At 65.1% G+C, this 24,310-nt stretch carries 28 protein-coding genes; 15 read left to right on the top strand and 13 right to left on the bottom strand.

What is annotated here, in order from left to right:
• Positions 1-110: 110 nt before the first annotated feature.
• Together aroA and QRN25_RS06540 are read left to right on the top strand one after the other, a co-directional pair.
• A complete protein-coding gene (gene aroA, locus QRN25_RS06535) occupies positions 111-1,427 on the top strand; it encodes a 3-phosphoshikimate 1-carboxyvinyltransferase (protein WP_285018315.1) in 1,317 nt (438 codons plus the stop codon).
• Positions 1,424-2,050 (top strand): (d)CMP kinase, encoded by a 627-nt coding sequence (locus tag QRN25_RS06540; protein ID WP_285018072.1) that lies wholly within the window; start codon positions 1,424-1,426, stop codon positions 2,048-2,050. The genes aroA and QRN25_RS06540 overlap by 4 nt, the downstream gene beginning before the upstream one ends.
• Here QRN25_RS06540 and QRN25_RS06545 read toward each other — a convergent pair.
• Positions 2,038-2,541: an Mpo1 family 2-hydroxy fatty acid dioxygenase gene (locus QRN25_RS06545; RefSeq protein ID WP_285018073.1), complete on the bottom strand. Its 504-nt coding sequence runs from the start codon at positions 2,539-2,541 to the stop codon at positions 2,038-2,040. The genes QRN25_RS06540 and QRN25_RS06545 overlap by 13 nt on opposite strands.
• A 217-nt stretch (positions 2,542-2,758) precedes the next feature.
• Here QRN25_RS06545 and QRN25_RS06550 point away from each other — a divergent pair, with 217 nt between their 5' ends.
• The 7 genes from QRN25_RS06550 (at position 2,759) to QRN25_RS06580 (ending at position 8,050) form a co-directional block, all read left to right on the top strand.
• Positions 2,759-3,763, top strand: coding sequence for a beta-1,6-N-acetylglucosaminyltransferase (locus QRN25_RS06550; RefSeq protein ID WP_285018074.1), 1,005 nt, complete (start codon positions 2,759-2,761; stop codon positions 3,761-3,763).
• A gap of 37 nt (positions 3,764-3,800) precedes the next feature.
• Positions 3,801-3,929, top strand: coding sequence for a hypothetical protein (locus QRN25_RS06555; RefSeq protein ID WP_285018075.1), 129 nt, complete (start codon positions 3,801-3,803; stop codon positions 3,927-3,929).
• Positions 3,930-4,034: 105 nt separating this feature from the next.
• Positions 4,035-4,190, top strand: a complete 156-nt coding sequence (locus tag QRN25_RS06560; protein WP_285018076.1) for a hypothetical protein — start codon at positions 4,035-4,037, stop codon at positions 4,188-4,190.
• A 263-nt stretch (positions 4,191-4,453) separates the two neighbouring features.
• Positions 4,454-6,166 (top strand): 30S ribosomal protein S1, encoded by a 1,713-nt coding sequence (gene rpsA, locus QRN25_RS06565; protein ID WP_271181733.1) that lies wholly within the window; start codon positions 4,454-4,456, stop codon positions 6,164-6,166.
• 132 nt (positions 6,167-6,298) lie between these two features.
• The gene (locus QRN25_RS06570; RefSeq protein ID WP_285018077.1) at positions 6,299-6,700 is read left to right on the top strand and encodes a VOC family protein; all 402 of its coding nucleotides are present in this window, start codon (positions 6,299-6,301) and stop codon (positions 6,698-6,700) included.
• Positions 6,701-6,746: 46 nt separating this feature from the next.
• The gene (gene gloB / locus QRN25_RS06575; protein WP_285018078.1) at positions 6,747-7,508 is read left to right on the top strand and encodes a hydroxyacylglutathione hydrolase; all 762 of its coding nucleotides are present in this window, start codon (positions 6,747-6,749) and stop codon (positions 7,506-7,508) included.
• Positions 7,509-7,510: 2 nt separating this feature from the next.
• A complete protein-coding gene (locus QRN25_RS06580; protein ID WP_285018079.1) occupies positions 7,511-8,050 on the top strand; it encodes a nucleoside 2-deoxyribosyltransferase domain-containing protein in 540 nt (179 codons plus the stop codon).
• 4 nt (positions 8,051-8,054) lie between these two features.
• Here the strand turns inward: QRN25_RS06580 and QRN25_RS06585 are convergent, their stop codons facing one another.
• On the bottom strand, positions 8,055-8,243 hold the full coding sequence (locus QRN25_RS06585) for a hypothetical protein (protein WP_285018080.1): 189 nt from the start codon (positions 8,241-8,243) through the stop codon (positions 8,055-8,057).
• Between the two features lie 143 nt (positions 8,244-8,386).
• Between QRN25_RS06585 and QRN25_RS06590 the strand changes: the two genes are divergently transcribed.
• Positions 8,387-9,076, top strand: a complete 690-nt coding sequence (locus QRN25_RS06590) for a DUF2490 domain-containing protein (RefSeq protein WP_285018081.1) — start codon at positions 8,387-8,389, stop codon at positions 9,074-9,076.
• Between the two features lie 131 nt (positions 9,077-9,207).
• Here the strand turns inward: QRN25_RS06590 and QRN25_RS06595 are convergent, their stop codons facing one another.
• Positions 9,208-10,473, bottom strand: coding sequence for an amidohydrolase family protein (locus QRN25_RS06595; RefSeq protein WP_285018082.1), 1,266 nt, complete (start codon positions 10,471-10,473; stop codon positions 9,208-9,210).
• A gap of 193 nt (positions 10,474-10,666) precedes the next feature.
• Here QRN25_RS06595 and QRN25_RS06600 point away from each other — a divergent pair, with 193 nt between their 5' ends.
• Positions 10,667-11,947, top strand: a complete 1,281-nt coding sequence (locus QRN25_RS06600) for a cytochrome P450 (RefSeq protein WP_285018083.1) — start codon at positions 10,667-10,669, stop codon at positions 11,945-11,947.
• A gap of 134 nt (positions 11,948-12,081) precedes the next feature.
• Here QRN25_RS06600 and QRN25_RS06605 read toward each other — a convergent pair whose 3' ends face one another.
• From QRN25_RS06605 to ykgO, 6 genes are all read right to left on the bottom strand, one after another.
• A complete protein-coding gene (locus QRN25_RS06605; protein ID WP_008829097.1) occupies positions 12,082-12,822 on the bottom strand; it encodes a proteasome-type protease in 741 nt (246 codons plus the stop codon).
• Positions 12,823-12,882: 60 nt separating this feature from the next.
• A complete protein-coding gene (locus QRN25_RS06610) occupies positions 12,883-13,746 on the bottom strand; it encodes a transglutaminase family protein (protein WP_285018084.1) in 864 nt (287 codons plus the stop codon).
• A 12-nt stretch (positions 13,747-13,758) separates the two neighbouring features.
• Positions 13,759-14,706, bottom strand: coding sequence for an alpha-E domain-containing protein (locus QRN25_RS06615; protein ID WP_271181742.1), 948 nt, complete (start codon positions 14,704-14,706; stop codon positions 13,759-13,761).
• A gap of 31 nt (positions 14,707-14,737) precedes the next feature.
• The gene (locus QRN25_RS06620) at positions 14,738-16,174 is read right to left on the bottom strand and encodes a circularly permuted type 2 ATP-grasp protein (protein ID WP_008829100.1); all 1,437 of its coding nucleotides are present in this window, start codon (positions 16,172-16,174) and stop codon (positions 14,738-14,740) included.
• A 120-nt stretch (positions 16,175-16,294) separates the two neighbouring features.
• Positions 16,295-16,936 (bottom strand): HAD family hydrolase, encoded by a 642-nt coding sequence (locus QRN25_RS06625; RefSeq protein ID WP_285018085.1) that lies wholly within the window; start codon positions 16,934-16,936, stop codon positions 16,295-16,297.
• Between the two features lie 85 nt (positions 16,937-17,021).
• Positions 17,022-17,147, bottom strand: a complete 126-nt coding sequence (gene ykgO, locus QRN25_RS06630) for a type B 50S ribosomal protein L36 (RefSeq protein WP_003046794.1) — start codon at positions 17,145-17,147, stop codon at positions 17,022-17,024.
• Between the two features lie 206 nt (positions 17,148-17,353).
• Between ykgO and QRN25_RS06635 the strand changes: the two genes are divergently transcribed.
• The 3 genes from QRN25_RS06635 to QRN25_RS06645 all read left to right on the top strand — a co-directional run bounded on the left by QRN25_RS06635 (position 17,354) and on the right by QRN25_RS06645 (position 19,951).
• Positions 17,354-18,085, top strand: coding sequence for a DUF4136 domain-containing protein (locus tag QRN25_RS06635; protein ID WP_285018132.1), 732 nt, complete (start codon positions 17,354-17,356; stop codon positions 18,083-18,085).
• A gap of 121 nt (positions 18,086-18,206) precedes the next feature.
• A complete protein-coding gene (locus tag QRN25_RS06640) occupies positions 18,207-18,812 on the top strand; it encodes a DUF4136 domain-containing protein (RefSeq protein WP_036522527.1) in 606 nt (201 codons plus the stop codon).
• On the top strand, positions 18,809-19,951 hold the full coding sequence (locus QRN25_RS06645) for a M14 family metallopeptidase (protein ID WP_285018134.1): 1,143 nt from the start codon (positions 18,809-18,811) through the stop codon (positions 19,949-19,951). The genes QRN25_RS06640 and QRN25_RS06645 overlap by 4 nt, the downstream gene beginning before the upstream one ends.
• 133 nt (positions 19,952-20,084) lie before the next feature.
• On the opposite strand, the gene QRN25_RS06650 is transcribed toward QRN25_RS06645, so the two are convergent.
• From QRN25_RS06650 to QRN25_RS06665, 4 genes are all read right to left on the bottom strand, one after another.
• Entirely contained in the window at positions 20,085-20,696 is a 612-nt protein-coding gene (locus QRN25_RS06650; protein WP_285018136.1) for an RBBP9/YdeN family alpha/beta hydrolase, read from the bottom strand.
• 137 nt (positions 20,697-20,833) lie between these two features.
• Positions 20,834-21,265, bottom strand: a complete 432-nt coding sequence (locus tag QRN25_RS06655) for a cytidine deaminase (protein WP_285018138.1) — start codon at positions 21,263-21,265, stop codon at positions 20,834-20,836.
• A gap of 8 nt (positions 21,266-21,273) precedes the next feature.
• Positions 21,274-21,990 (bottom strand): glycoside hydrolase family 25 protein, encoded by a 717-nt coding sequence (locus QRN25_RS06660; RefSeq protein WP_069707451.1) that lies wholly within the window; start codon positions 21,988-21,990, stop codon positions 21,274-21,276.
• A gap of 7 nt (positions 21,991-21,997) precedes the next feature.
• Complete coding sequence (locus QRN25_RS06665; RefSeq protein WP_008829108.1) at positions 21,998-22,480, bottom strand: UPF0262 family protein; 483 nt, start codon at positions 22,478-22,480, stop codon at positions 21,998-22,000.
• Between the two features lie 224 nt (positions 22,481-22,704).
• On the opposite strand from QRN25_RS06665, the gene QRN25_RS06670 reads away from it, so the two are divergent.
• Positions 22,705-24,219 (top strand): replicative DNA helicase, encoded by a 1,515-nt coding sequence (locus QRN25_RS06670; RefSeq protein ID WP_271181749.1) that lies wholly within the window; start codon positions 22,705-22,707, stop codon positions 24,217-24,219.
• The last annotated feature ends 91 nt before the right edge of the window (positions 24,220-24,310 follow it).

A 24,310-nucleotide genomic window follows, 5' to 3' on the forward strand; every position in this document is an offset into this window, starting at 1 on the left:
GCATCAGGGCGCGCGCCTTGCCATAGCGGACAGGCGCTGTCAAAAGCCGCCCCGTTTTTGCAGCATTCCAGCCTCGAAAGTCCAACCCCGTGAGCCACGACACCCTGAACATGCGCCCCCGCCGCTTCCTGCCGACCGGGCCGCTCAAAGGGCGAATCCGGGTTCCGGGCGACAAGTCGATCAGCCATCGCTCGATCATGCTGGGCACGCTGGCGGTGGGCGAGACGAAGGTGACCGGCCTGCTCGAAGGCGAGGACGTGCTTTCCACCGCAGCAGCCATGCGCGCGATGGGCGCCACCGTGACGCGCACCGGGGAAGGCGCCTGGACCGTCAACGGCGTCGGCGTGGGTGCGCTGCTCCAGCCCGAAGCGCCGCTCGACATGGGCAATTCGGGCACGTCGACGCGCCTCTTGATGGGCCTCGTCGCCAGCCACCCGATCACCGCGACCTTCATCGGCGACGGCTCGCTCTCCAAGCGCCCGATGGGCCGCGTCATCGATCCGCTTTCCGAGATGGGCGCCAGCTTCGAGGCATCGGAAGGCGGCCGCCTGCCCCTCATCCTCAAGGGCGCCAGCCCGGCGGTGCCGATCCGCTACCGCCTGCCGATGGCCTCGGCACAGGTGAAGAGCGCGATCCTGCTTGCGGGCCTCAACACGCCCGGCATCACCACCGTCATCGAGCCGGTGCCCACCCGCGACCACTCCGAGCGGATGCTGCGCGGATTCGGCGCCGATCTCACCGTCGAGACGGATGCCGACGGCGCGCGGGTCATCTCGATCCGGGGCGAGGCCGAACTGAAGCCGCAGACCATCGAAGTTCCGGGCGATCCTTCGTCCGCCGCCTTCTTCATCGTCGCCGCTCTGGTGATCCCGGGCAGCGAAGTGCTGATCGAGAACGTCGGCCTCAATCCCACCCGCGCCGGGATCGTCGAAGTGCTGCGCCAGATGGGCGGCTCCATTGAGGAAGTGAATCCGCGCGAAGTCGGCGGCGAGCCGGTCGCCGACCTGCTGGTCAGGCACTCCGCGCTCAAGGGCATCGAAGTCGATCCCGCGATCGTGCCCGCCATGGTGGATGAGTTCCCCGTCCTCTTCGTCGCCGCCGCGCTGGCCGAGGGCGTCACCACCACCACGGGCCTCGAAGAACTGCGCGTCAAGGAATCGGACCGTATCTCCGTGATGGCGACCGCCCTCGCCGCCGCCGGTGTCACCGTGCGCGAGACCGAGGACGGCCTGGTCATCACCGGCTCCGGCGGCGAGCCGCTGGTCGGCACCAACGGCGCCATCGCCACCCACCTCGACCACCGCATCGCCATGTCGATGGCGGTCGCCGGCCTCGCCAGCCGTGCGGGCGTCGAAGTAGACGACGTGCGCCCGATCGCCACCAGCTTCCCCGTGTTCGAAGCCATGCTGGAGGGCCTGACCGCATGATCATCGCCGTCGACGGACCGACCGCATCGGGCAAGGGCACGATCGCCAAGGCGCTGGCCGCGCACTTCCACCTGCCGCATCTCGACACCGGGCTGCTCTACCGCGCGGTAGGCCGCCAGTGCGCGCTGAGCGGCGGCAATCCGGACGATTCGGCCGACGCGCTGGCCGCCTGCACGTTCGCGCCCGAACTGCTGGCCGATCCCGAACTGCGCTCCGAGGCGACTGGCGGCCTCGCCAGCCGCGTCTCGATCCACCCGGCCGTGCGCCAGGCCCTGTTCGATCGGCAGCGCAGCTTCGCCACCCAGCCCGGCGGCGCCGTGCTCGACGGGCGTGACATCGGCACCGTCATCGCGCCGGAGGCCGAGGCCAAGCTGTTCGTCGTCGCCTCGGTCGAGGCCCGCGCACAGCGGCGCTTCCTCGAAATGCAGGCGCATGGCCGCGACGCTTCGCTGGAAGAGATCGCCGCCGACCTCGCCGCCCGCGACGCCCGCGACAAGGGCCGCAAGGACGCCCCGCTGGTCGCCGCCGCCGATGCGCTGGTGATCGACACCTCTACCCTCAAGCGGGAGGAAGCGATCGCCGCCGCCATCGCCGCCGTGGACGCGCTCGTTCAGTCGGCCTGAGCGAGCCGCCTTTCGATTGCCCCGCGCAGTTCGAGCCGCCTGCCGAAGTGGAACACCGCCTCGGCCAGCACGAACAGCGGGCCGATCAGCAGGCCGCGCACGTCGTCGAGGAAAGCGGGCTTGCGCCCTTCCCACTTGTGACCGAGCAGCTGGAATAGCCAGCCCACTACGAACAGGCTTAGTCCCCAGACCAGCCAGGTCGCGGTATCCTGCTCGGCCAGCTTGCCGCCGATCACCTTGCCCACCGCAAGCACCGTGGCCATGCCACAGGCCAGCCTGCGGTCGAGTGTGAAGTAGAAGCAGCACACCGCGACGATGGCGAAGTCGATGGCTGCAAGGCCAATTCCGGCGATCTCGATCCGGGGCCGCGCCAGCAGCACCTCGACCGCCAGCACGATCATCGGAATGCCGATCATGTGCGTCATGACGTTGCGCCGGTCGCGGTGATACGCCGCATATTGCGCCAGATGGCACACGAGCCGTTCGGACATCTCTTTTCTCCCGAACGGCATGATAGCGACATGAGAAAATTCAGCCAGCGATGTTGGCGGCCCCATTGCGCGAGAAACGGAATTTCCCGCCCTGCCCACGAGCGCCGCTCCTGATCGAGCGAAACCATCGCCTTCGGGAAACCTTGTAATATCTCCAGCGAATAGCCATGTATTCGCCACGCTGTTGCAATTTATTTCATCGCAACCCTGTCCAGCGGTGTCTCTTCACGATCAAAAATACTTTTCGATCGGCTTTCCTGAGACAGGAAACGTTGCCGCCATTGCCTGGATTTTGACAGCCAGTCATGCGCGGCTCGAAATGGACAACCGCATGATTGCTTATTTCCTGCTCGTTCACCGCTATCCGGCACAGTTCAAGCGGCTCTTCGAGGCCATCTATCAAGCGGGAAATCAATACGTCATCCATGTCGACAAAAGCTCAGGCGAGGCCCTTGCGAATGACATTGCGTCCTTTCTGCAGCCCTATCAGGGGGTCGCAATCCTCGACCCCCAAAATGCGCTGTGGGGTGGGTACAGCCTCGTCGATGCGGAACTGCGCGGAATGGCTCGTCTCCTCGAAATGGACGGTCGCTGGACACATTACATAAACCTGTCCGGCCAGGACTTTCCTCTCAAAAGCCAGAACTACATCCGTCAATTCTTTGCAGCCAATCCGGGCAAGCAGTTCATCCGCGCGCTCGATCAGCGCAAGGAACGGCCTGACACCCTGAATCGCATCAGCCATCGGTTCACCGAAGAGCATGGCAAGCTGACGCCGGGAGCCGCCCGCCCCTACCCCGCGGGCAGCACCCCCTTCATCGGCACTCAGTGGAAGGCCGTGACCCGCAGCTTCTGCGAATATGTCTGCCATGATCGGCGAGCCGAATCGTTCAAGACATTCTATCGCAACAGTTTTATCGCGGACGAAGCCTTCTTCCAGACCGTGATGATGAACGGCGGCGGCCACGGCATCGTCATGAACGACGATCTGCGGATGATAGACTGGGTCCCCGATGGCGACATCAAGCTGCGCCCGCGCAATTACGACGAACGCGACATCGACCGCTTGCGGGCAAGTCCAGACCTGTTCGCGCGCAAGTTCGACGCAGAGACCGACACCACGATTCTCTCGCTGCTCGAACGCCATCTGTGCTCGGAAGCGGCGAATATCTACCGTCCGGCGGCCGCATTTTCGCACCTGCCGGACGCCGTCGCCGCCTGACGGCGCGCTCCATCGAACCAGCACAGGAAGAACGAACATGGCCAAGTCGCAGAAGAAATCGAACCGCGAAGTCCGCAAGCCCAAGGCGGCAAAGCCGAAGACCAACGCGTCGAAGCCGACCGAAAAGCCGGGCGTGGTCACCGGTCTTCAAAACATGAAGCGCTAAGGGAGCAGCAAAATGCGCATGTCAGCAACTTTCTGCAGAGAGCAAGAAGCGCTGCAGCGCGCGAAAGCCCTCAGCGAGCCGCTCGAAAACCGCCGGGGTATCGCGATGGCTGCAGCGAAAGCGTGGGAGGCGGAGGCCATCTCGGCCGAAAAGCGCGACGCCAAACTGACCCCGCTCGACAAGCTCGATACTGCCATCGCCCGGCAGTTCGCGCTCGAGGCAGGCGGGGACAGTGACGGCCAGCGCATCAGTCACGGATAGGGGTGACGCCGCCGCTTGCGCACCGTGGTCGTTGCGGGGCCGCCGATGTCACGGAAAATGCCAAATCCCTTGCATTTCCGCCCCCTCGCGCGTAATGGCCCCGGGTCCCGAAAGGCATCTGCCTCAGGGGCGCCGCGAACGGCATCCGGCCGCCGCGGCAGTTCGGCCCCTTTGGCCCGTTTTCCTGCATGGTGCAGGTAGCGGAGAAAAGACCGGCGGATACAACCGCCAGGCCGGAAAAATCGAACGAAGGAAATGTGTTGATGGCATCTGTTGCCAATCCGACCCGCGACGATTTCGCGAAGATGCTCGACGAGCAGCTCGGCGGCGTCGCTGACGACGGCTTCGAAGGCCGCGTCGTCAAGGGCACCGTCACCGCGATCGAGAACGACAAGGCCGTCATCGACGTGGGCCTCAAGAGCGAAGGCCGCGTGTCGCTGCGCGAGTTCGCTCGTGGCGAAGACGACCACGGCCTGAAGGTCGGTGACGAAGTCGAAGTTTACGTCGACCGCGTCGAGAACGCCGACGGCGAAGCGATGCTGTCGCGCGACCGTGCACGCCGCGAAGCCGCCTGGGACAAGCTGGAAAGCGAGTTCGGCGAAGGCAAGCGCGTCGAAGGCGTGATCTTCGGCCGCGTCAAGGGCGGCTTCACCGTCGACCTCGACGGCGCCGTTGCATTCCTCCCCGGCTCGCAGGTCGACATCCGCCCCGTGCGCGACGTCACCCCGCTGATGGACGTGCCGCAGCCCTTCCAGATCCTCAAGATGGACCGTCGCCGTGGCAACATCGTCGTGTCGCGCCGCGCCGTGCTCGAAGAGACCCGCGCCGAACAGCGCAGCGAGCTGATCGACAAGCTGAGCGAAGGCCAGGTCATCGACGGCGTCGTCAAGAACATCACCGACTACGGTGCGTTCGTTGACCTCGGCGGCATCGACGGCCTGCTCCATGTCACCGACATGAGCTACAAGCGCGTCAACCACCCGAGCGAAGTGATCGCCATCGGCGACACCGTGAAGGTGCAGATCATCCGCATCAACAGCGAAACCCAGCGCATCAGCCTCGGCATGAAGCAGCTGGAAAGCGATCCGTGGGAAGGCGCTGGCGTCAAGTACCCGGTCGGCGCGAAGCTGCAGGGCACGGTCACCAACATCACCGAATACGGCGCCTTCGTGGAGCTGGAAGCCGGGATCGAGGGCCTCGTCCACGTTTCGGAAATGTCCTGGACCAAGAAGAACGTCCACCCGGGCAAGATCGTTTCGACCTCGCAGGAAGTCGAAGTGGTCGTTCTCGAAGTCGATTCGGACAAGCGCCGCATCTCGCTCGGCCTGAAGCAGGCCCAGCAGAACCCCTGGGAAGCGTTCGCAGAGCGTCACCCGGTCGGCTCGCAGGTCGAAGGCGAAGTCAAGAACGCGACCGAATTCGGTCTGTTCATCGGCCTCGACGGCGACGTGGACGGCATGGTTCACATGTCGGACATCGCATGGGGCATCTCGGGCGAAGACGCGCTGGCTCTGCACCGCAAGGGCGAGCAGGTTTCGGCCGTGGTTCTCGATGTCGACGTCGAGAAGGAGCGCATCTCGCTCGGCATGAAGCAGCTTGAGCGTGGCGCTCCGGCCGCCGGCGGCGCCTCCTCGGCTGCCGAAGGCAACCTGCGCCGCGGCCAGGTCGTCACCGTCACCGTTCTCGAAGTTCGCGACGGCGGCCTGGAAGTCCAGGCTGGCGACGATGGCGCCACCGGCTTCATCAAGCGTTCGGACCTCGGCCGCGACCGCGACGAGCAGCGCCCCGACCGCTTCCAGGTCGGCCAGAAGCTCGACGCCATGGTCACCGGTTTCGACCGTTCCAAGAAGCCGAACTTCTCGGTCAAGGCCCGCCAGCTGGCCGAAGAGAAGGAAGCCGTGGAGCAGTACGGTTCGTCGGACTCGGGCGCTTCGCTCGGCGACATCCTCGGCGAGGCTCTGAAGGCGCGTTCGTAAGAACGGTCTTCGGCTTCATCGAAGCTGAAACAGTGAAAGCCCGCCCGGAGCGATCCGGGCGGGCTTTTGCTTTTGGGGAACCGCGATGCCCCGCCCGCTTTGTTCCTGCGAGCCGGGCAAGGATCGAAAACCATGCAAGCCACTCCCTTCCTCATGTTCCAGGGCGATGCGCAGGAAGCGCTGATCCTGTGGAAGCGTGCGTTTCCCGATCACATCGAGGTTGCGGAACTGGAGCGCCACTCCGGCGGCGAGGCGCAGGGCAAGCTCTCCTCCGCGCGCTTCACGCTCGGCGGCACCGAGTGGCAGGTGTTCGACAGCCCGATCCCGCACGCCTTCACCTTCACCCCCGCGACGTCGATCTTCGTTGACTGCGAGGACGAGGCGCAGCTTCGCCACGCCGCGAAAGTCCTGGGCGAAGGCGGCAAGGTGATGATGCCGCTGGACGGCTACGAGTTCGCGGCTCTGTTCACGTGGCTCAGCGATGTGCATGGCGTCAGTTGGCAGCTCTCCCTGCCCTTTCCAGAGCCCGACTGAGGACCTACATCGCTCTCGCAAGGATAGCCCTCGCAAGGAGAGTGCCATGCTCGAAGTCCACCAGTTCCCCTGCCTGTCTGACAACTACGGCTACCTGCTGCACGATCCGGTGAGCCAGGAAACCGTCTGCATCGACACCCCTGACGCCGATGAATATCTGCGGCAGGCGGGCCGGAAGGGCTGGCAGATCACCCAGATCTGGAACACCCACTGGCACCCCGACCACGCAGGCGGCAATGCCGCGATCAAGGCGGTCACCGGCTGCCGGGTAACCGCTCCGGCCGGGGACGCGGACAAGATCGAGGCAGTCGATCGCGCTGTCGGCCAGGGCGACATCGTCACCATCGGCGACCGGCAGGCTTTCGTGATCGACGTCGGCGGCCACACCAACGGCCACATAGCCTATCACTTGCCCAGGTCGTGCATCGCCTTCGTCGGCGACGCGCTTTTCGCGCTCGGCTGCGGGCGGATGTTCGAGGGCAATCCCGAGCAGTTCTGGGCGTCGCTCAAGCGGCTCAAGGCCCTGCCCGGCGAGACGATGATCTATTGCGCGCACGAATATACGGCGTCGAACGCCCGCTTCGCGCTCCATGCCGATCCCGACAATGCCGACCTCCAGGCCTACGCCGAGGAAATCACCCGCCGCCGCGACAAAGGCCTGCCGACAGTGCCGACCAAGCTGGAACGGGAACTGCGCACCAACCCCTTCCTGCGTGCCGACGACCCGGCGCTCCAGAAGCGCTGGGAGCATCCCGGCGACGCGGTGGCGACGTTCGCGGCGCTGCGCAGCGCGAAGGATTCGTTCTGACCGTGCTGAGAAGCATTGCCGCCGCGCTTATGGCCCTGCCGCTCGCTGCCTCGCCCGCTCTCGCCGCCGAGGTCATCGTATCGCCCACGCCGCTACCGCCCTCGCATGACCGGCCGCGCGTATTCCTCGGTGGCAGCATCAAGATGGGCGTCGCGCGGGACTGGCAGGCGGACCTGATCGCCGCGCTCGCCGACGAGCCCGCGATCCTCCTCAACCCGCGCCGCCCGGACTGGGACCCGGCGTGGAAGCCCGTGGCCGAGGAGCCGCACTTTCGCCAGCAGGTCGAATGGGAACTGTCCGCGCTCGACAGCGCCGACGTGATCGTCATGTACCTTGCGCCCGGCACGCAGAGCCCGATCAGCCTGCTCGAACTGGGCCTTCACGGGCGCAGCGGCAGGATCGTGCTGCTGTGCCCCGATGGCTTCTGGCGCAAGGGCAACGTCGACATCACCGCCGAGCGTTACGGCATCACCCGGGTCGCGACCTTCGAGGATCTCGTCCCCGAAGTCCGCGCCCGGTTGAAGCGCTGGAAACCGGAATAGCCCTTCAGGTCTCCGGGAAGGACAGTGTCTTGTTCAGCCGCTCCATTACCTCGTCGAGCGGCTCTACCACGGTGACCGAGCGCCCCTCGCCGAAGCGGATGCGGGTGCCTTCGCTCACTTGCGAGACGAAGGTGACCTGCGAGGCGTTGATGGCGGTCGCGGTACGGTCTGCCCCGGTTAGCTTCACGAACATATGACACCTCTCCTGCTTATTATTGGAGGGTCAGACTAGTGCGGGATCGCTCATCGCGAAAGAGGGCTTCGCGACGCCGTATCCGACATAAGACCTGACACACCAGCAACTAATACGACACGTTCCAGCCATATCGCCGCGCCATGAATTCGTGCCTCACTCGCCTCGCCCTGATCGCTGCCGCCGCGCTTTGCGCACCTCTCGCGCATGCAGAGACGACGCAGGACGAGCAAGCCTGGATCAACCTGACGGCGATGGGGCCGATCTCCGGCGACGTGGTCTATTTCGCCGAGTTCCAGCCGCGCATGGGCGACGGCATCTCGCGCCTCGACGCGCTGCTGCTGCGCGGAGCGGTGGGCGTGAAGCTGTCCCGGTCGGCGACGCTCTACCAAGGCTATGCGCATGTCATCACCCCTGTCGACGGCGGACGCGACATCAACGAGGAGCGCAGTTTCCAGCAGCTGAACCTCGCGCTCGGCAAGCCCTTCGGCGGCGAACTGTCGTCACGCACGCGGCTGGAGCAGCGCTGGCGCTCTGACGGCAGCGACGTTGGCTGGCGACTGCGCGAGATGATTCGCTATGAACATCCGCTCAAGGCGGGCAGCGATGCGGTGAACGCGCTGGTCTATGCCGAAGGTTTCGTGGCGTTCAACGATACCGACTGGGGTGCACGCAGCGGCTTCGACCAGCTGCGCAGCTTCGTCGGCGCGGAAGTGGGCCTGCCCGGTTCCTCGACGCTGGAACTGGGCTATCTCAACCAGACCATCGACCAGACCCGAGGCCGCACGCGAATGAACCACGTGGCGTCCGTGACGCTGTTCTACCGGCACTAAGATCCTCCCTGTCGCGAAGCGACGGGGAGGTGGCAGTCCGCAGGGCTGACGGAGGGGGTTCTCCCCTCCACCACCCGCTACGCGGGCGGTCCCCCTCCCCATTCCTTCGGAACGGGGAGGATTCTCCGGCTTCAGAACGGCAGGTTGTACAAACGCACCGCGTTGTCCTGCAGCACCTTCTTGCGCGTGGCGTGGTCATAACCGCCCAACACGTCCTTCAGGTGCTCCTGCACGCCCGGATAGAGCGAGGTCGGGTGCGGGAAATCGGTCTCGAACATGACGTTGTCGACGCCGATGATCTCCAGCAGATACTTGGGCGCGATCTTCTCGAACCAGAAGGTGCAGAAGAAGTGGTCGCGGAAGTAGTCCCAGGGCTGCTTCTTGAGCACGTCGCGCTTGATCGGCAGCATCTCGCGGAACTGGTGCTCCAGCGCCTCGACCGCGAAGGGCACCCAGCCCGCGCCGCTCTCGATCAGGCCGATCTTGAGCTTGGGATGCCGGTCGAGACGACCCGAGACCATCCAGTTGCCCAGCGTCGCCGCGTTGCCGATCGAGAACATCGTCGCCACCACCGACAGCGTCTGCTCGAACTGGAAGCCTTCCCAGGTCAGGGTGTTGGGATCGATCGCCGCATTGAGGTGGAAGTTCAGCGGCATGCCGGTTGCCTCGCACATCTCGAGGAACGGCGTCCAGTAATCGTAATTGAAGCTGGGCACGCCGACGCGCTCGGGCGTGTCGGGCAGCACGAAGCCCTTGAGGCCGATGTCGTGGCAGCGCTTCGCTTCGGCTTCCAGCGCCTTCTGGTCCCAGAACGGCAGGTGCGCCATGTTGAAGATGCGCTGGCCGGAAGTCTCCTGGAACTCGGCCGAGGCGTCGTTGTAGATCTGGATGACCTTGAGCGCGAGGTCGAGGTCGCCCAGGCTCATCAGCGAACCGGCTTGCGTCACGCCCGAATTCTGGAAGCAGATCTGCGCATGGACGCCCATGTCGTCCATCGCCTGCAGGCGCGCCTTGAGTTCGTGGCCGCCGGGGTGCGCCTGTTCCAGCTTCGGGAAGGCCAGCCGCCCGAGCAGCTTGTTGTTGTCGGCGCGGATGACGTTGCCGCCCAGCGTGCCGAAGTCACGATCACCCACGAACCAGCGGTCGGTGCCGTTGACCCGCTCCACGCGCGGCATCTTGTCCTTCCAGCCCGCCGGTGCGCGGCTCGTGAAGAGGTCCGGCGCCTCGGTGATGTGGGTGTCGGTATCGACGATCTTGATACCTTCGAACATCGGATCGAGACCGCCCGACTGCGAGGCATAGTCCACCTCGCGAATCACGCCGCCTTCGGTATATCCTTCCGCCGACCAGTACTTGCGGGCGTTTGCCGCCATCTCCTGCGCGTCAGACTCGGCCATCACTCAATCTCCCGAAAAATCCTGTTACCACTCATGTCGCAACCGGGCCGGGTTCGCACAATCGCGCAGGGCAACGCCGGGACGATGACTGGCATTGCGGGGCGCGAGACGGCGGGATTGCGTCGCTTGTCTCGCTTCCGGCCCTCTTGTTGCGGAGCGGCCGTCCGGGCATCTATTCGTCCGGGAGACGAATATGCCACAATCGCGAACGCTTGACGACATCCGCGTGGACTACGAGGCGCCGGACAACGTGCCGAAGGACCGCGTGGTCGACTTGTCCTTCGCCAACGGCAGCGAGCCCAACGATCTCGTCGATCCTTACGAACCTTTCGCGTGGCTCAACGGCGAGGAGATTCCCCGTCTTCTCTACAACCCGCCGATGCAGCATGGCCTCGGTGCGATCTCGGGCAACCGGCGCGGCAACTGGGTGGTCTCGCATTATGCCGACATCGAGCGGGTCTACACCGACAATGACCACTTCTCGAACGCCGGGACGGCCGAGTTCCAGCGGCTGATCGGAGAGACGTTCAAGTCGATTCCCCTCGCCATCGATCCGCCGGATCACCAGAAGTACCGGCTCTACCTGATGCCCTATTTCAGCCCCGCGCGGATCACCCGCGAACTGGAACCGCGCATCCGCAAGGTCGTCGTCGAGATGATCGATGCCGTCGCCGGCAAAGGCGAAGTGGACATGGCCTGGGACTTCGGCCGGGTCTACCCGGTGCGCATCTTCATGGGTCTGATGGGCTTTCCCGAAGAGATGTTCGAGCAGTTCCTCGATTGGGAGTGGGAAATCCTGCACTCGGGCGACCTTGCCAGGATGCAGGCGGCGCTGCGCGGAGTTCTCGATTTCCTGCGCGCTTTCATTGCCGAGAAGGAGCGCGCGCCGGACGACCATCTCGTCTCCGCGATCGCCCATGGCCGGATCGAGGGCCGACCCCCGACCGAGGACGAGAAGATCGGCATGGTCTGGTTCCTCTGGCTCGGCGGGCTGGACACCGTGGCCGCGACGATCGCGCAGATGTTCCGGCGCATGGCGCTCCAGCCGGAAATCCAGCGCACGATCCGCGAACGGCCCGAGCTTATCAACGGCGCGGTCGAGGAGTTCCTGCGCACGCAGCCGATCCTCTCGTCCACGCGCACGGCGACGAAGGACTTCGAATGGCACGGGGTTCAGGTGCGCAAGGGCGATTCGTTTCAGTGCCTGAACCCGGCGGGCAACTTCGACCCGGCGCGCTTCGACGATCCGCGCACGTTCGATCCGGAGCGCAAAGCCAACCGGCATTTCACCTTCGTCGGCGGGGTGCACATCTGCCTTGGCGCGCATCTGGCACGGCGCGAGTTGCGGGTACTGCTGGAGGAATGGTTCAGCCGCATACCCGAGTTCCGGGCGAAACCGGGTGCGGACACGACGGTGTTCCCGGGGCTGCTCTCGATCCGTAACCTGCCGCTGGTGTGGGATGTAAAGACCTGAGGCCCACCCCTGCCCCCTCCCGTAAACGGGAGGGGAATGAGAGACCTGCACTTTGCCCTCCCGTTTACGGGAGGGCCGCGAGACTTGTGAGCGCAGCGAACTAGTCGCAGCGGGGTGGGCCTAAACCGAAGCCCTCAACCCATCCGATAATCCGGCAACCCGTCGAGCGCATTGCGCAGCGCCTCGCTCCAACTCGTCGAGACGGACTGGAAATATGGATCGGAAGCATCGATCCGCCGCTCGTGACGGGGCGTGAAGTTGTCCCGCTCGATCACCAGCAGGTCGAGCGGCAGTCCGACCGAGAGGTTCGCCTTCAGCGTCGAATCGAACGACACCGTCATCAGCTTCACCGCACTCTCGAAGCTCATGTCGCGGTCGTAGCCGCGAATCAGGATCGGGCGGCCGTACTTGGTCTCGCCGATCTGGAAGAACGGCGTGTCGAAGCTTGCCTCGATGAAGTTGCCCTCGGGGTAGATCAGGAACAGGCGCGGTTCCATGCCCTTGATCTGGCCCGCAACGATCATCGAGGCGCTGAAGGTTCCGGCAGCCGCCTTCTGGCCGTTGTCGGTGGCGCGCTCCTCGATGATGTCCTGCAGCAGGTTGCCCACGATCGAGGCCACCTTGAACATCGTCGGCGCTTCCAGCAGCGAATTGTGCCGCTCGGAAGGGGCCTTGGTGCGCTCTTCCAGCTGGCTGATGACCGCCTGCGTGGTGGCGAGGTTGCCCGCCGTCATGACCGAGATGATGCGCTCGCCGGGAATCTCCCAGTGGACCATCTTGCGGAAGGTCGAGATGTTGTCGACGCCCGAATTGGTGCGCGTGTCGCTCATCAGGACGAGCCCGCGATCCAGCATCATGCCGACACAATAAGTCATGGTACTACGTCAAACCCCGTGAAAACCGGTGCCGCCCGTACCCCACCGTGCAGTGAGGGTCTAGCTGCCTTGCGTCTGCTGCTGCCCGCCCTGTGCGGACTGCTGCTGCTGCATTCCTACCCGATTCTCATCTACCGATAGATGAACGTCGAGTCGGGTTTCTCCCGCCCCCATGGCAATACCGGTGACCGGCGCGGCTTCTGAATAGTCGCAGCCCGTCGCCACGCGGATATAGCGCTCGTCCGGGCAGATCGCGTTGGAAACGTCGAAGCCCACCCAGCCGAGCCCGGGCACATGCGCCTCGGCCCAGCCGTGCCCAGCGTCCTGCTCGACGCGGTCATCGATCCGCAGGTAACCGCCGACGTAACGCATCGGCACGTCGAGCATGCGTCCGGCGGCGATGAAGATATGCGCGTGATCCTGACACACGCCCTTCCCCGCCGCTAGCGCCTGTTCGGCAGTCGTTTGCGAATCGGTGGTGCCCGGCACGTACTCCACCTGCTCGCCGATCACGCTCGACAGGGTGTGGAGATAACCCAGGAGGTCGGAGCGATCGGCCTCGATTCCGGCGAGGAGCTGCCGCACCTTGGGACCGGGCTTCGTCAACTTCGTCGGCCGCAGGAAGCACCACAGCGGCATAAGCCCGAAGTTCTGGCCGACGACGCCGTTGTTGTCGACCGTCCGGACGGTGCCCTCGCAAGTCACCACCACCTCCGGCACGCCCGGCTCGATCGAGACGAGATCGACATGATTGTAATGCTGGTCCTCATAGGACGCCTGAGTGGCCGCGCCCTCCAGCGTCATGCGCCAGTCGAGCACTTCCTGCCCGTGTGTCGACTTGGGCTTGAGACGCAGGCGCTGCAGCCCGTGAGTCACCTTACCGGCGAAGGCATAGCGCGTGGTGTGCTTGACGGTCAGGAGCACCCTTGTGCCCTCCTACTCGCTGAACCGATAATCGGCGGCGATAGCGCTGCTGATCTCGATGGTCTTGCCGATGAAATCCTGCAGGAATTCGTGCAGGCCGGTCTCGAAAATCTCCTCGATCGAGGTCTGATGCAGCCTGGCCCCCGCATCGCGCAGCAGTTCGTGCGCCGGAACCTCCACACCGTATTCCTTGGCGAGCCCCGCCATGTTGCTGCGGATCTTGTCATAGCAGAACACAAGGCTGCGCGGGAACTGCCCATCGAGGATCAGGAACTTCGCGATGCCGCGCGGGTCCATCGAACCGGCGTTGAGCCACGAATAGGCTCTGTTTCCGGCCACCGAGCGCAGCAGCGTGTCCCACTGCACGTTGTCGAGGCTGGAGCCCACCCACGCCGCACTCGGCAGCAGCACGTAGTACTTCACGTCGAGGATGCGCGCGGTATTGTCCGCCCGCTCGATGAAAGTGCCGATGCGCGAGAAGTTGAACACCTCGTTGCGCAGCATCGTGCCCTCGAGCGCGCCGCGCACCAACGTCCCGGTGCGGCGGATCTCGCGCAGCACTTCACCCAGACTCGTCTCGCGGACCGGCCGCGCGAGCAGTTCGCGCAAGTTCATCCAGCCTTCGTTGGTGGTCTCCCACACCGCGTTGGTCAGGCTGGTGCGCACCACGCGCGCATTGGTCCGTGCGTTCTCGACCATCGCCAGTACTGAACCGGGATTGTCCTTTTCGCGCAGCAGAAAATTGAACACCTGTGGGCCGGTGAACTCGCTGTGGGTTTCACAATAGGCTTCAAGCTGGCCGGTCGTGGTGAGGACCGACTTCCACTCCTCGTCCTGCGACTGGCGACTGCCCCGCGTCAGCGCGAGGTGAAAGCCCACGTCGATCAGCCGTGCGGTATTCTCCGCGCGTTCGAGATAACGGCTCATCCAGTAGACGCCGTTCGCGCCTCGGCCCAGCATCAGTTCTTGCCCCTGCTCATATCCACCGCGCTCATTCGTCCAGCACCCAGCTGTCCTTGGTGCCGCCCCCTTGCGAGGAATTGACCACCAGCGATCCCTTCTTGAGCGCCACGCGCGTCAGCCCCCCCGGCGTGATGTCGATTCCGTCGGGCGATACGAGCACGAAAGGCCGTAAGTCCACGTGCCGGGGCGCGAGGCCCTCCTTGGTGAAGATCGGCACGGTCGAGAGCGAGAGCGTCGGCTGGGCGATATAGTTGCCCGGCTTGGCGCGCAGTTTCTGCTCGAACTCCGCGATCTCCTTTTTCGAGGAAGTCGGGCCGATCAGCATTCCGTAGCCGCCCGAACCGTGGACTTCTTTGACGACGAGGTCCGCAAGGTTGTCGAGCACGTAGCCTAGCGAATCCGCCTCCGAACAGCGCCAGGTCGGCACGTTCTGGAGGATCGGCTTCTCGCCGGTGTAGAACTCGACGATCTCCGGCATGTAGCTGTAGATCGCCTTGTCGTCGGCGATGCCGGTGCCCGGCGCATTGGCGATGGTGACGCCGCCCGAACGATAAACGTCAAAGATGCCCGCGACGCCCAGTACCGAGTTCGGATTGAAGGTCAGCGGATCGAGATAATCGTCGTCCACCCGGCGGTAGATGACGTCGATCGCCTTGTAGCCAGTGGTCGTGCGCATGCACACGCGCCCGTCCATGACCCGCAGATCGCTGCCTTCGACCAGTTCCGCGCCCATCTGGTCGGCGAGGAAGGCGTGTTCGAAGTAGGCGGAGTTGTAGATGCCCGGCGTCAGCACCGCGACCACCGGCCGCTTGCCGCCCTTGTAGGCTGCAGGCGCGCAGGCGCGTAGACTGCGGGCGAGACGGCGCGGGTAATCGGAGACGGGGCGCACCGGAACCTTGGTGAACAGTTCCGGGAACATCGCCATCATCGTCTCGCGGTTCTCCAGCATGTAGGAGACGCCCGAGGGCGTGCGAGCGTTGTCTTCGAGCACCATGAAATCGTCCGGCCCGGTGCGCACAAGGTCGATGCCGACGATATGCGTGTAGACCCCGCCCGGCGGCGTGAAGCCGATCATCTGGCTGAGGAACGCCTCGTTGTTGCGCAGCGCCTCGATCGGCAGGCGGCCGGAGCGGATGATCTCCTGACGGTGGTAGAGATCCTGCAGGAAGGCGTTGATCGCCCGCACCCGCTGCTCGATCCCGCGCGTCAGCTTGCGCCATTCGCGCGCGGTGATGATGCGGGGGATCATGTCGAAGGGGATCAGGCGTTCCTCGCCCGCGTCATCCCCGTAGACGTTGAAAGTGATGCCGATGCGGCGGAAGAAGCGCTCAGCCTCCGCATCCTGCCGCCGCAGCCAGGTGGTGTCCTGACCATCGAACCATTGGCGGAATTCTTCGTAAGCGGGACGAACGGAGCCGTCCGCATTGAGCATCTCGTCGAAGTTCTTGCTGCCCGCAGTCGCCATTGTGACTCCCTGTTGACCGATTGATGCAACAGGAATCGGGACTTGCCAAGCGCTCTCGCTGCAAGTGCGAAAGAAAATTAAGCAGACGGCGAAAGCGGTGAAATCGGAGCGATTCGATCGTTAATGTGCAGCGGTGTCTTGCATCGCCAACAAGCCCCGCGCCGTTAGATCTGCCCGCAGCGCCTCGGCGCTGTCAAAGTGATGGACCTGCCAACCCAACTCCCGTGCCGAGGCGATGTTAGCGGTGTTGTCATCGATGAACAGCATTGCCCGCGGATCGTGGCCGAAGCGCTGCGCAGCAAGATCGAAGATCCGCGCATCGGGCTTGAGCAGTTTCTCGTCGCCCGAGACGACGATGTCTCCGAACAGGTCGAACAGCGGCTCTCCGGCGCGGTATTCATGCCAGAACGCGCTAGCGAAGTTGGTGATGGCGAAGAGCGGCACGCCGCCCGCAGCCAGTTCGCGCACGATCTCGTGGCTGCCGGGGACGTTGCCGGGGATCGTCTCGCCGAAGCGCGTGGCGTAGGCGTCGAGCAGGTCGTCGTGCCCGGGAAATTCGGCCTTGCGGGCGGCGACCATCTCGGCGAGGTCGCGGCCGCCGTCGTGCTCGACGTGCCAGTCCTGCGTGACGACGTTGGCCATGAACCAGTCGAGCCGGTCGAGCTCGACGATCAGCTTGCCGAACAGCAGGCGCATGTCCCACTCGATCAGCACCTTGCCGACGTCGAAGACGACAGCATCAATTCCACGGACAGCAGACATGACAAGACCCCCGCGATCGGCGGGGGCCTCATGCACGCGACGAAACCGTCCGCCTGTTATCGCCCGCCGAAGCGGGCGGACAGGATCAGCCCTGGCGGGCCTTGAAGCGACGGTTGGTCTTGTTGATGACGTAAGTACGGCCGCGACGACGGATCACGCGGTTGTCCCGGTGACGGTCCTTGAGCGACTTCAGGCTGTTGCGAATCTTCATGGTCTATCTCGTCCGTGTCATCGTGGCGGTTACCGACCGCCGGAAATTCGAAGTGGCGCCGTTAGTGGTAGCCCGCGACAAAGTCAAGTGTTGCGGGCCGTTGCGGGCACCCGTGCCAACGCCTATCTTCGTTCAGGCGCGGGCAAGTTGCGGCCCGCATAAGATAAAACTTGGGCGCGACGCCACCGAATTCGGACCGGAACACGATGAAAATGCTCAGAGCCGCGGGAATTGCCGCAGGGATCGCAGCCTCGCTGCTCGCTTCCTCGGCGCAGGCGCAGTACGGCCCTGGCTGGGGCGGCGTATGGGGGCGTCCCGGATGGGGCGGTTCCATGCTTGATTCGCCGCGCACGCAGACCCGTTCCAAAGATTCGCGCGAAGGTCATGTCGAAGTAAGCCGCTTCGTCTCGCCCGACGCCGCTGCGGTTGCCGAACTCGGCCATGGTCCTGTCTCGGTCGAATCGGAATCCGGCGACGGCGCGTGGGTCGAGGCTGGCGCGCGGCGCGCCTACGAGGCCGCGATCATCGATGCGCTTGTCGGCGCCGGATACGACACGCTCCATCCCGACACGCCGCAGCCGCAGATTACCAAGCTGCGTATCTCCCGTCAGGTGCTCACCCCGGCCGAGGAAAAGCGCAGCCCCGTCAGCGGCACCGCCGCGATGGAAGTGGGCACGTACGGGCAGGCCTATGGCCTGGGCATCAACATCGACATGACCAAGCCGCGCTCGGCCCTCGTCTCCACCCGCCTCGACGCGCAGATCGTCGATCGCGCCAGTGGCAAGGTGCTGTGGGAAGGCTACGCCACGATCGCCACCCGCGAAGGCGACGACAAGTGGCCCGACGGCATGATCGCCACCAAGCTGGCGGGCGCCCTCTTCGACAACTTCCCCAAGGCCGACGCGATCGGTCCCGACGGGGTCGGCCGCGCGGGATAAAGCGGAACTGCAACACCCCGAGGCGGGTTACATAACGTCCGCTCAGGCCGAGCTTGTCGAAGCCCCCTCGGCAGGGCACTGAGGCTGGACCATAAGGCCCCGCGAAGAGGACTTCGAAATCATGCGCACCCTGCCCGCACTGCTTGCCCTCACCGCCGCGCTGGCCCTCAACGCCTGCGTCGCGCCGGTCGGCCCGGTCGAAGTCACACGCTTCCACGCGCCCGACATGTCGCGCCTCGGCCGCGGCACAATCCGCGTCGAGCCCGCAACCGGGCAGGCCGACAACCTCGAATTCCGCACTTATGCCGCCGCCGTGGCGCGTGAACTGATGCGCATCGGCTATACCGAACCGCTTCCCGGACAGGCAGCCAGCGCGCAAATCGCGTTGCTGACGCTGGAGCGCAACACCTACCAGCCGCAGCGCTCGAACAGCCCGGTGTCGGTCGGCGTCGGCGGCGGGACCGGCGGTTATGGCTCGGGCGTGGGCCTCGGTATCGGCTTCGATCTTTCCGGCAAGCCCAAGGAGCAGGTCGAGACGCGCGTGTTCGTCTCCATCCGCGATCGCGCCGCCGCGCCCACTGCCACCGCCTTGTGGGAAGGCCGCGCCGGCTTTGTGGTACGCGGCGATTCGCCACTGGCACAGGCCCCGCTCGGCTCGGCTAAAGTTGCCGAAGCGCTGTTCAAGGGGTTTCCGGGACAGTCGGGCGAAACTATTCAGGTAAAATGACCGACATCCAGATCACCGCTTCGTTCGATTCCGGCAACATCGAAGTCCTCTCTGTATCCGGGCCCGAGGCGAGCCTCGCGATCCGCAAGGATCACGAATCGGACTTCTTCCAGTGGTTCCACTTCCGCGTCTCGGGCGCGGCGGGCCGCGAACTGGTGCTGCGCATCACCGGCCTCAACGGCTCCGCCTATCCGATGGGCTGGCCGAACTATGACGCCGTCGTCTCCGAGGACCGCGAATACTGGAGCCGGGCGGAAAGCACGTTCGATGAAAGCCGCGACGGCGGCACCCTGACGATTCGCTACGAACCCGTCGGCGACCTCGCGTGGTTCGCCTACTTCGCGCCCTATTCGATGGAGCGCCATCACGACCTCGTCGCCGCGATCGCCGGTGCGGACGGCGTGTCGCACCGCTCGCTGGGCCTGACCCTCGACGGGCAGGCGATCGACTGCCTCGACATGGGCGACGGGCCGCTGCAGGTCTGGCTCTACGCCCGCCAGCACCCCGGCGAATCGATGGCGGAGTGGTGGATGGAAGGCGCGCTAGACCTGCTCGCCGATCCCGCCAGCTCGGTAGGCCGGGAACTGCGCAAGCGCTGCACCCTGCACGTCGTTCCCAACGCCAACCCCGATGGCTCGCGCCGGGGGCACCTGCGGACCAATGCCGTAGGCGTGAACCTCAACCGCGAGTGGGCCGAACCCACGGCCGGGAAGTCCCCCGAAGTGCTGGCGATCCGTGATGCGATGGACGCAACCGGCGTCGACTTCGCAATGGATGTGCACGGCGACGAGGCGATCCCGGCGGTGTTCCTCGCGGGCTTCGAGGGCATCCCCTCGCTCAAGCAGGAGCAGCAGGCGGGCTACACCCTTTACGCGGATTTACTGGAGCGCCGCACGCCCGATTTCCAGACCAAGGTGGGCTATCCCCTCACCCGGCCGGGCAAGGGCAACCTGACAATGTCCACCAACCAGTTGGCCGAGCGCTACGGCGCCGTGTCGATGACGTTGGAAATGCCATTCAAGGACCACAACCCCGCCGCCGACAAGGCGCAGGGCTGGAGCCCGGAACGGTCGGCACAGCTGGGGCGCGACTGCATGGCCGCGCTACTGGAATGGCTTGTGGAGCGCGAGGCGGCCTGAACCGCGTGGTCCCGGATTTGCTACGGGACCACGCGCCGTTAACTGCCGAAATGACGGCGTGTAACGCGGGGGCTTCGACAAGCTCAGCCTGAGCGGGTTTGAGTGCCCCCCGTTCGTCATTGCGAGTGCAGCGTCAAAACGCCGCTCGGCGACGCTCCGCGCGCACAGTATTGCTCGCCCAGTGCGGCTCGGCGAGTTCCACGCCCAGCGCGCCGACGATGGACTGGAGCAGTACCCAGCCCTCGCCCCAGTCGCCGCGCGGCTCGTCGGCGATCGGGCAAGCCCCCCAGTCATTCGCCAGCCGCAGCATCGAGCGCTGCGCAGAACCGTCGAGATCGGCGACGAGGAACGAGGTGAACGGCAGCGGCTGGCGCGGGCAGGCACCGAAGGCGGCCAGGCGCGGGTCGGCGCCCGGAAGGTCCACGTTGGGCGCATCGACGATCAGCGCGCCGATTACCGGGCTTTCTGCCCCGGACACCTCGAACTCCACCCACCAGGCAAGTGCCAGCGCAGCAATATCGTCGGTCACGATCACTACCGGCCGATCGGCGCGGCGGATCGCGAGGTTCAGCTTGTTCACCCAGGTATTGCGGTGCGGCTCATCCCAAAGGCCGAGTTCCACCACGCGGCAGTGCTCGCTCCATTGGGCCCAGCGGCTCATCCAGTGTTTGGGGGTAAGCGGCGTGCCGGGCACCAGCAGGATCAGCGGCGTCTCGTGCTCAGGGAAATTGCGAAGCGTTGCCATGGGAATCTCCAGTTGATCGAGCTTCCGCCGGTCGACTCTATGCGTCCCGACTGGCCTGGAGATTATCTCAACTTGAAAGATAGACAATAGGAGATGCGACGGATGGTGCCTGCCCGTCGCCGTGTGGGACCGGGTGTTCAGCCCAGGTTCGCAGGTCCGAAGGCGTAAGGCAGCAGTTCGGAGAGCCGGGTTTCCAGCACGCCTTCGGCGCCGTCGCACCAGACCACGGGGTCAGTGCCGCCAAGCTGCGCGATCTCGTTGATGATCTGGCGGCAGCGCCCGCACGGCGTCACCTGAGGCCCCTGCCCGGCCGCGCCCGGCGCGCCGCCGGTGACCGCAAGAGCCTGCAACTGAGGCCGGTCGCCCTTCGCCAGAATTCCGGCGATCGCGACCGTCTCCGCGCAGAGCGACAGACCATAGCTCGCGTTCTCCACGTTGGCGCCGGTCACCACGGTGCCGTCGGCCAGCAGCAGCGCTGCCCCGACATGAAAGTTGGAATAAGGCGCATAAGCTCCGGCGGCAGCCTTGCGGGCGGCGGCCATCAGGGTGTCGCGGGTGTCGTCGTTCATGCCGGTGGTCATGGCAGCACGACTACCCAGCGCAGCCCCCCTTGCGCAACCTCGTTGGCGAGCGAATGGTTCGCCGTCCACATCGTCCAGGGCCTCCCGGCATAGCCCGGCTCGAAGCGATCCTGCACCAGCCACAAGTTGCGGTCGAGCTTGTGGGCTATGGTGTAGCGCGACTGGAAGGCCGGCGTGACCTTCAGGATCACCGGCTTGCCAGCGTGAGTCTCGACCTGGTTAAGGAAGGTCATCAGTTCGCTCTCGACCCGCGCGTCGGAGACTTTCACCGGGCAGTCGTCGGCCAGCATGTCAAGTTCGACTGCGGGCGGCAACAGCTTGGCGTCGCGCGGGACGGTGGTGACGAAGTTCGCTGCCTGCGTTCCCGCGGGCTGGCACGGATCGTAACGATGGAGCGCGCCCACTTGCATTCCCGCCGCCTTGGCCGCTTCGAAGTTATCGACGAAGGCCGGATCCCGCGCGAAAGCGCTGGCGCTCGCGTCGATATAAGCGAAGTCGGCGCCGATGGCCTTGAGCGACTTCCAGCTGACCTCGCCGTCATCGACGCCGATCTCGACGCCCTGCAGCGGGTAGACGGCGCGCTCCGGCGTCCAGTGGCGCAGGTGCCACCAGCCCCACGCCCCGGCGACGATCGCCACGAGCGCGAGGGCGCCCAGCGCGCGCCACAACAGCCCCCTGCCGCCCGAAGCGGTCCTTGTCTTGCGTGCCACGATGTCCCCTTCAACCGCGGATATGCAGGACGCAGATCAGCGTGAACAGCCGCCGTGCCGTGGGGTGGTCGGTCTCGACCTTGCCCTGCAGGCGTTCGAGCAGCAGTTCCGATGCCTCGTTGTGGATCGCGCGGCGGGCCATGTCGATGGTTTCGATCTCCTGCGCGGTCGCCTTGCGAATCGCTTGGTAATAGCTCTCGCAGATCGCGAAATACTCGCGGATCGGTCGCCGGAATCGGGCGAGGCCAAGCACCAGCGTCTCCAGCGCCGCTCCGTTATCGGCGGTGATTTCCAGCGACAAGCGCCCGTCCTGCACCGAAAGCCGCAACCGGTAAGGCCCCTCGTGCCCCGCCTCTGACGAGCGCAAGGGCTTGAAGACATTGTCTTCTATGAGATCGAAGATGGCGATGCGCCGTTCCTGCTCGATATCGGCATTGCGCCACAGGATGGTCGCATCGTCGAGTTCGATGTGGGAGATACGCGGGTCGGCCATTACGACACGCCCTTTACGCGGTTGCGGCATGGGCGGGCAAGTGGGCTTAGTTCCAAGAAACCCCACCCCCAACCCCTCCCGCAAGCGGGAGGGGAGCGAGACTTGGGCTGCAGGCGCTAGTCGTGGGTCACGCCATGCCCATGCGCGCATCCACAGCTTGTGGATTAATATCCCTCCCCGCCTGACTTGTTCGCGCAGCGCTGCCGGAGCATTGTCCCGCGCTTATGGTCCAGCCTGTTGCCCTTGCCCGTACCGATGGTGCGGAAGTCCGAACCCTGCCCGCGAACGTCGAGGCGGAAGCCGCGTTCCTCGGCGCGGTCCTCATCGACAACCGCGTGATCGAGGAACTGCAGACCCCGCTCACCCCGCTCCATTTCTTCGAGCCCGTCCACGGCCGCCTCTACGAACGCATCCTGCAACTGCTGGACCGCAAGGCGGTGGTCACGCCGGTCACCCTGCGCCCTTATTTCGAGGCCGACGAATCGCTCAAAGCGCTGGGCGGCGTCGCCTACCTCGCCCGGCTGACGGCGGATGGCCAGGGCCTGCTCGCCCCGCGTGAGCTGGCCGAGCAGATCTACGACCTCGCCCTGCTGCGCGAACTGATCTCGGTCGGTCGCAATCTGGTCGAGAGCGCGATGGATACCTCCGAATCGGTCGAACCGATGGAGCAGATCGAGCACGCCGAAGCCGCACTCTACAAGGTGGCCGAAGGCGCCGCGACGCAGAACGAGGCCAAGAGCTTCGGCTCCGCCACCCGCGTCGCGATCCAGGCGATCGAAAAGGCGTTCAATTCGGGCGGCCACATCTCGGGCAAGACCACCGGCCTCACCTCGGTCAACCAGAAGATCGGTGGCCTTCACGATTCCGACCTTATCATCCTTGCCGGACGTCCCGGCATGGGGAAGACCTCGCTGGTCACCAACATCGCCTTCAACACCGCGCAGCGCTACGTCGACGACACCGTGCGCGACGGCATGCCACACGAGAAGTCGGTGGGCGCGCCGGTGGCTTTCTTCAGCCTCGAAATGAGCGCCGACCAGCTAGCGACACGTATTCTGGCCGAGCAGTCCAACATCAGCTCCGAAGCGCTGCGCATGGGCAAGATCAGCCGCGAGGACTTCCAGTCGCTGTCCTTCGCCAGCCAGCGCCTTGCCGAACTGCCGCTCTACATCGACGACAGCCCCGGCCTGACGATCGCCGGCCTGCGCACCCGCGCCCGCCGCCTCAAGCGCCGCCACAACATCGGCCTCGTCATCATCGACTACCTGCAGCTGCTGTCCGGGTCGGGCCGCGCCAACGACAACCGCGTGAACGAAATCTCCGAGATTTCGCGCGGCCTCAAGACGCTGGCCAAGGAACTGGGCGTTCCGGTGATCGCGCTCTCGCAGCTCTCCCGTGCGGTGGAACAGCGCGACGACAAACGCCCGATGCTGTCCGACCTTCGCGAATCGGGCTCGATCGAGCAGGACGCCGACATGGTCTGGTTCGTCTACCGCGAAGACTACTACGTGAAGGCGACCGAGCCCAAGTTCCCCAGCGACACCGACGGCATCGACGTCAAGGACAAGTGGGAAACCTGGCGCGCCAAGATGGAGGAGGTCACCGGCCTCTCCGAACTGATCATCGCCAAGCAGCGCCACGGCGCCACCGGCAAGGTCCGCCTGCGCTTCGAAGCACGCATCACCAAGTTCTCCGACCTCGCCCCCGACGACATGCGCGCCGCATTCGAAAGCGACTGACCGCGCAAATCCTCCCTGCCGCGCAGCGATGGGGAGGTGGCAGCGCGAAGCGCTGACGGAAGGGGTAGTGCTTTCCCCCTCCACCCCCGCT

Origin of the sequence: Novosphingobium sp. fls2-241-R2A-195, from assembly GCF_030209485.1 — a bacterium.
GTDB lineage: Bacteria > Pseudomonadota > Alphaproteobacteria > Sphingomonadales > Sphingomonadaceae > Novosphingobium > Novosphingobium resinovorum.

What these genes read in the sequence shown, in the direction of transcription:
- aroA (WP_285018315.1), top strand. Translation starts at nt 111, where the DNA reads ATGCGCCCCCGCCGCTTCCTGCCGACCGGGCCGCTCAAAGGGCGAATC.
- QRN25_RS06540 (WP_285018072.1), top strand. Translation starts at nt 1,424, where the DNA reads ATGATCATCGCCGTCGACGGACCGACCGCATCGGGCAAGGGCACGATC.
- QRN25_RS06545 (WP_285018073.1), bottom strand. Translation starts at nt 2,541, where the DNA reads ATGTCCGAACGGCTCGTGTGCCATCTGGCGCAATATGCGGCGTATCAC.
- QRN25_RS06555 (WP_285018075.1), top strand. Translation starts at nt 3,801, where the DNA reads ATGGCCAAGTCGCAGAAGAAATCGAACCGCGAAGTCCGCAAGCCCAAG.
- QRN25_RS06560 (WP_285018076.1), top strand. Translation starts at nt 4,035, where the DNA reads ATGGCTGCAGCGAAAGCGTGGGAGGCGGAGGCCATCTCGGCCGAAAAG.
- rpsA (WP_271181733.1), top strand. Translation starts at nt 4,454, where the DNA reads ATGGCATCTGTTGCCAATCCGACCCGCGACGATTTCGCGAAGATGCTC.
- QRN25_RS06570 (WP_285018077.1), top strand. Translation starts at nt 6,299, where the DNA reads ATGCAAGCCACTCCCTTCCTCATGTTCCAGGGCGATGCGCAGGAAGCG.
- gloB (WP_285018078.1), top strand. Translation starts at nt 6,747, where the DNA reads ATGCTCGAAGTCCACCAGTTCCCCTGCCTGTCTGACAACTACGGCTAC.
- QRN25_RS06585 (WP_285018080.1), bottom strand. Translation starts at nt 8,243, where the DNA reads ATGTTCGTGAAGCTAACCGGGGCAGACCGTACCGCGACCGCCATCAAC.
- QRN25_RS06590 (WP_285018081.1), top strand. Translation starts at nt 8,387, where the DNA reads ATGAATTCGTGCCTCACTCGCCTCGCCCTGATCGCTGCCGCCGCGCTT.
- QRN25_RS06595 (WP_285018082.1), bottom strand. Translation starts at nt 10,473, where the DNA reads ATGGCCGAGTCTGACGCGCAGGAGATGGCGGCAAACGCCCGCAAGTAC.
- QRN25_RS06600 (WP_285018083.1), top strand. Translation starts at nt 10,667, where the DNA reads ATGCCACAATCGCGAACGCTTGACGACATCCGCGTGGACTACGAGGCG.
- QRN25_RS06605 (WP_008829097.1), bottom strand. Translation starts at nt 12,822, where the DNA reads ATGACTTATTGTGTCGGCATGATGCTGGATCGCGGGCTCGTCCTGATG.
- QRN25_RS06615 (WP_271181742.1), bottom strand. Translation starts at nt 14,706, where the DNA reads ATGCTGGGCCGAGGCGCGAACGGCGTCTACTGGATGAGCCGTTATCTC.
- QRN25_RS06620 (WP_008829100.1), bottom strand. Translation starts at nt 16,174, where the DNA reads ATGGCGACTGCGGGCAGCAAGAACTTCGACGAGATGCTCAATGCGGAC.
- QRN25_RS06625 (WP_285018085.1), bottom strand. Translation starts at nt 16,936, where the DNA reads ATGTCTGCTGTCCGTGGAATTGATGCTGTCGTCTTCGACGTCGGCAAG.
- ykgO (WP_003046794.1), bottom strand. Translation starts at nt 17,147, where the DNA reads ATGAAGATTCGCAACAGCCTGAAGTCGCTCAAGGACCGTCACCGGGAC.
- QRN25_RS06635 (WP_285018132.1), top strand. Translation starts at nt 17,354, where the DNA reads ATGAAAATGCTCAGAGCCGCGGGAATTGCCGCAGGGATCGCAGCCTCG.
- QRN25_RS06640 (WP_036522527.1), top strand. Translation starts at nt 18,207, where the DNA reads ATGCGCACCCTGCCCGCACTGCTTGCCCTCACCGCCGCGCTGGCCCTC.
- QRN25_RS06645 (WP_285018134.1), top strand. Translation starts at nt 18,809, where the DNA reads ATGACCGACATCCAGATCACCGCTTCGTTCGATTCCGGCAACATCGAA.
- QRN25_RS06650 (WP_285018136.1), bottom strand. Translation starts at nt 20,696, where the DNA reads ATGGCAACGCTTCGCAATTTCCCTGAGCACGAGACGCCGCTGATCCTG.
- QRN25_RS06655 (WP_285018138.1), bottom strand. Translation starts at nt 21,265, where the DNA reads ATGAACGACGACACCCGCGACACCCTGATGGCCGCCGCCCGCAAGGCT.
- QRN25_RS06665 (WP_008829108.1), bottom strand. Translation starts at nt 22,480, where the DNA reads ATGGCCGACCCGCGTATCTCCCACATCGAACTCGACGATGCGACCATC.
- QRN25_RS06670 (WP_271181749.1), top strand. Translation starts at nt 22,705, where the DNA reads ATGGTCCAGCCTGTTGCCCTTGCCCGTACCGATGGTGCGGAAGTCCGA.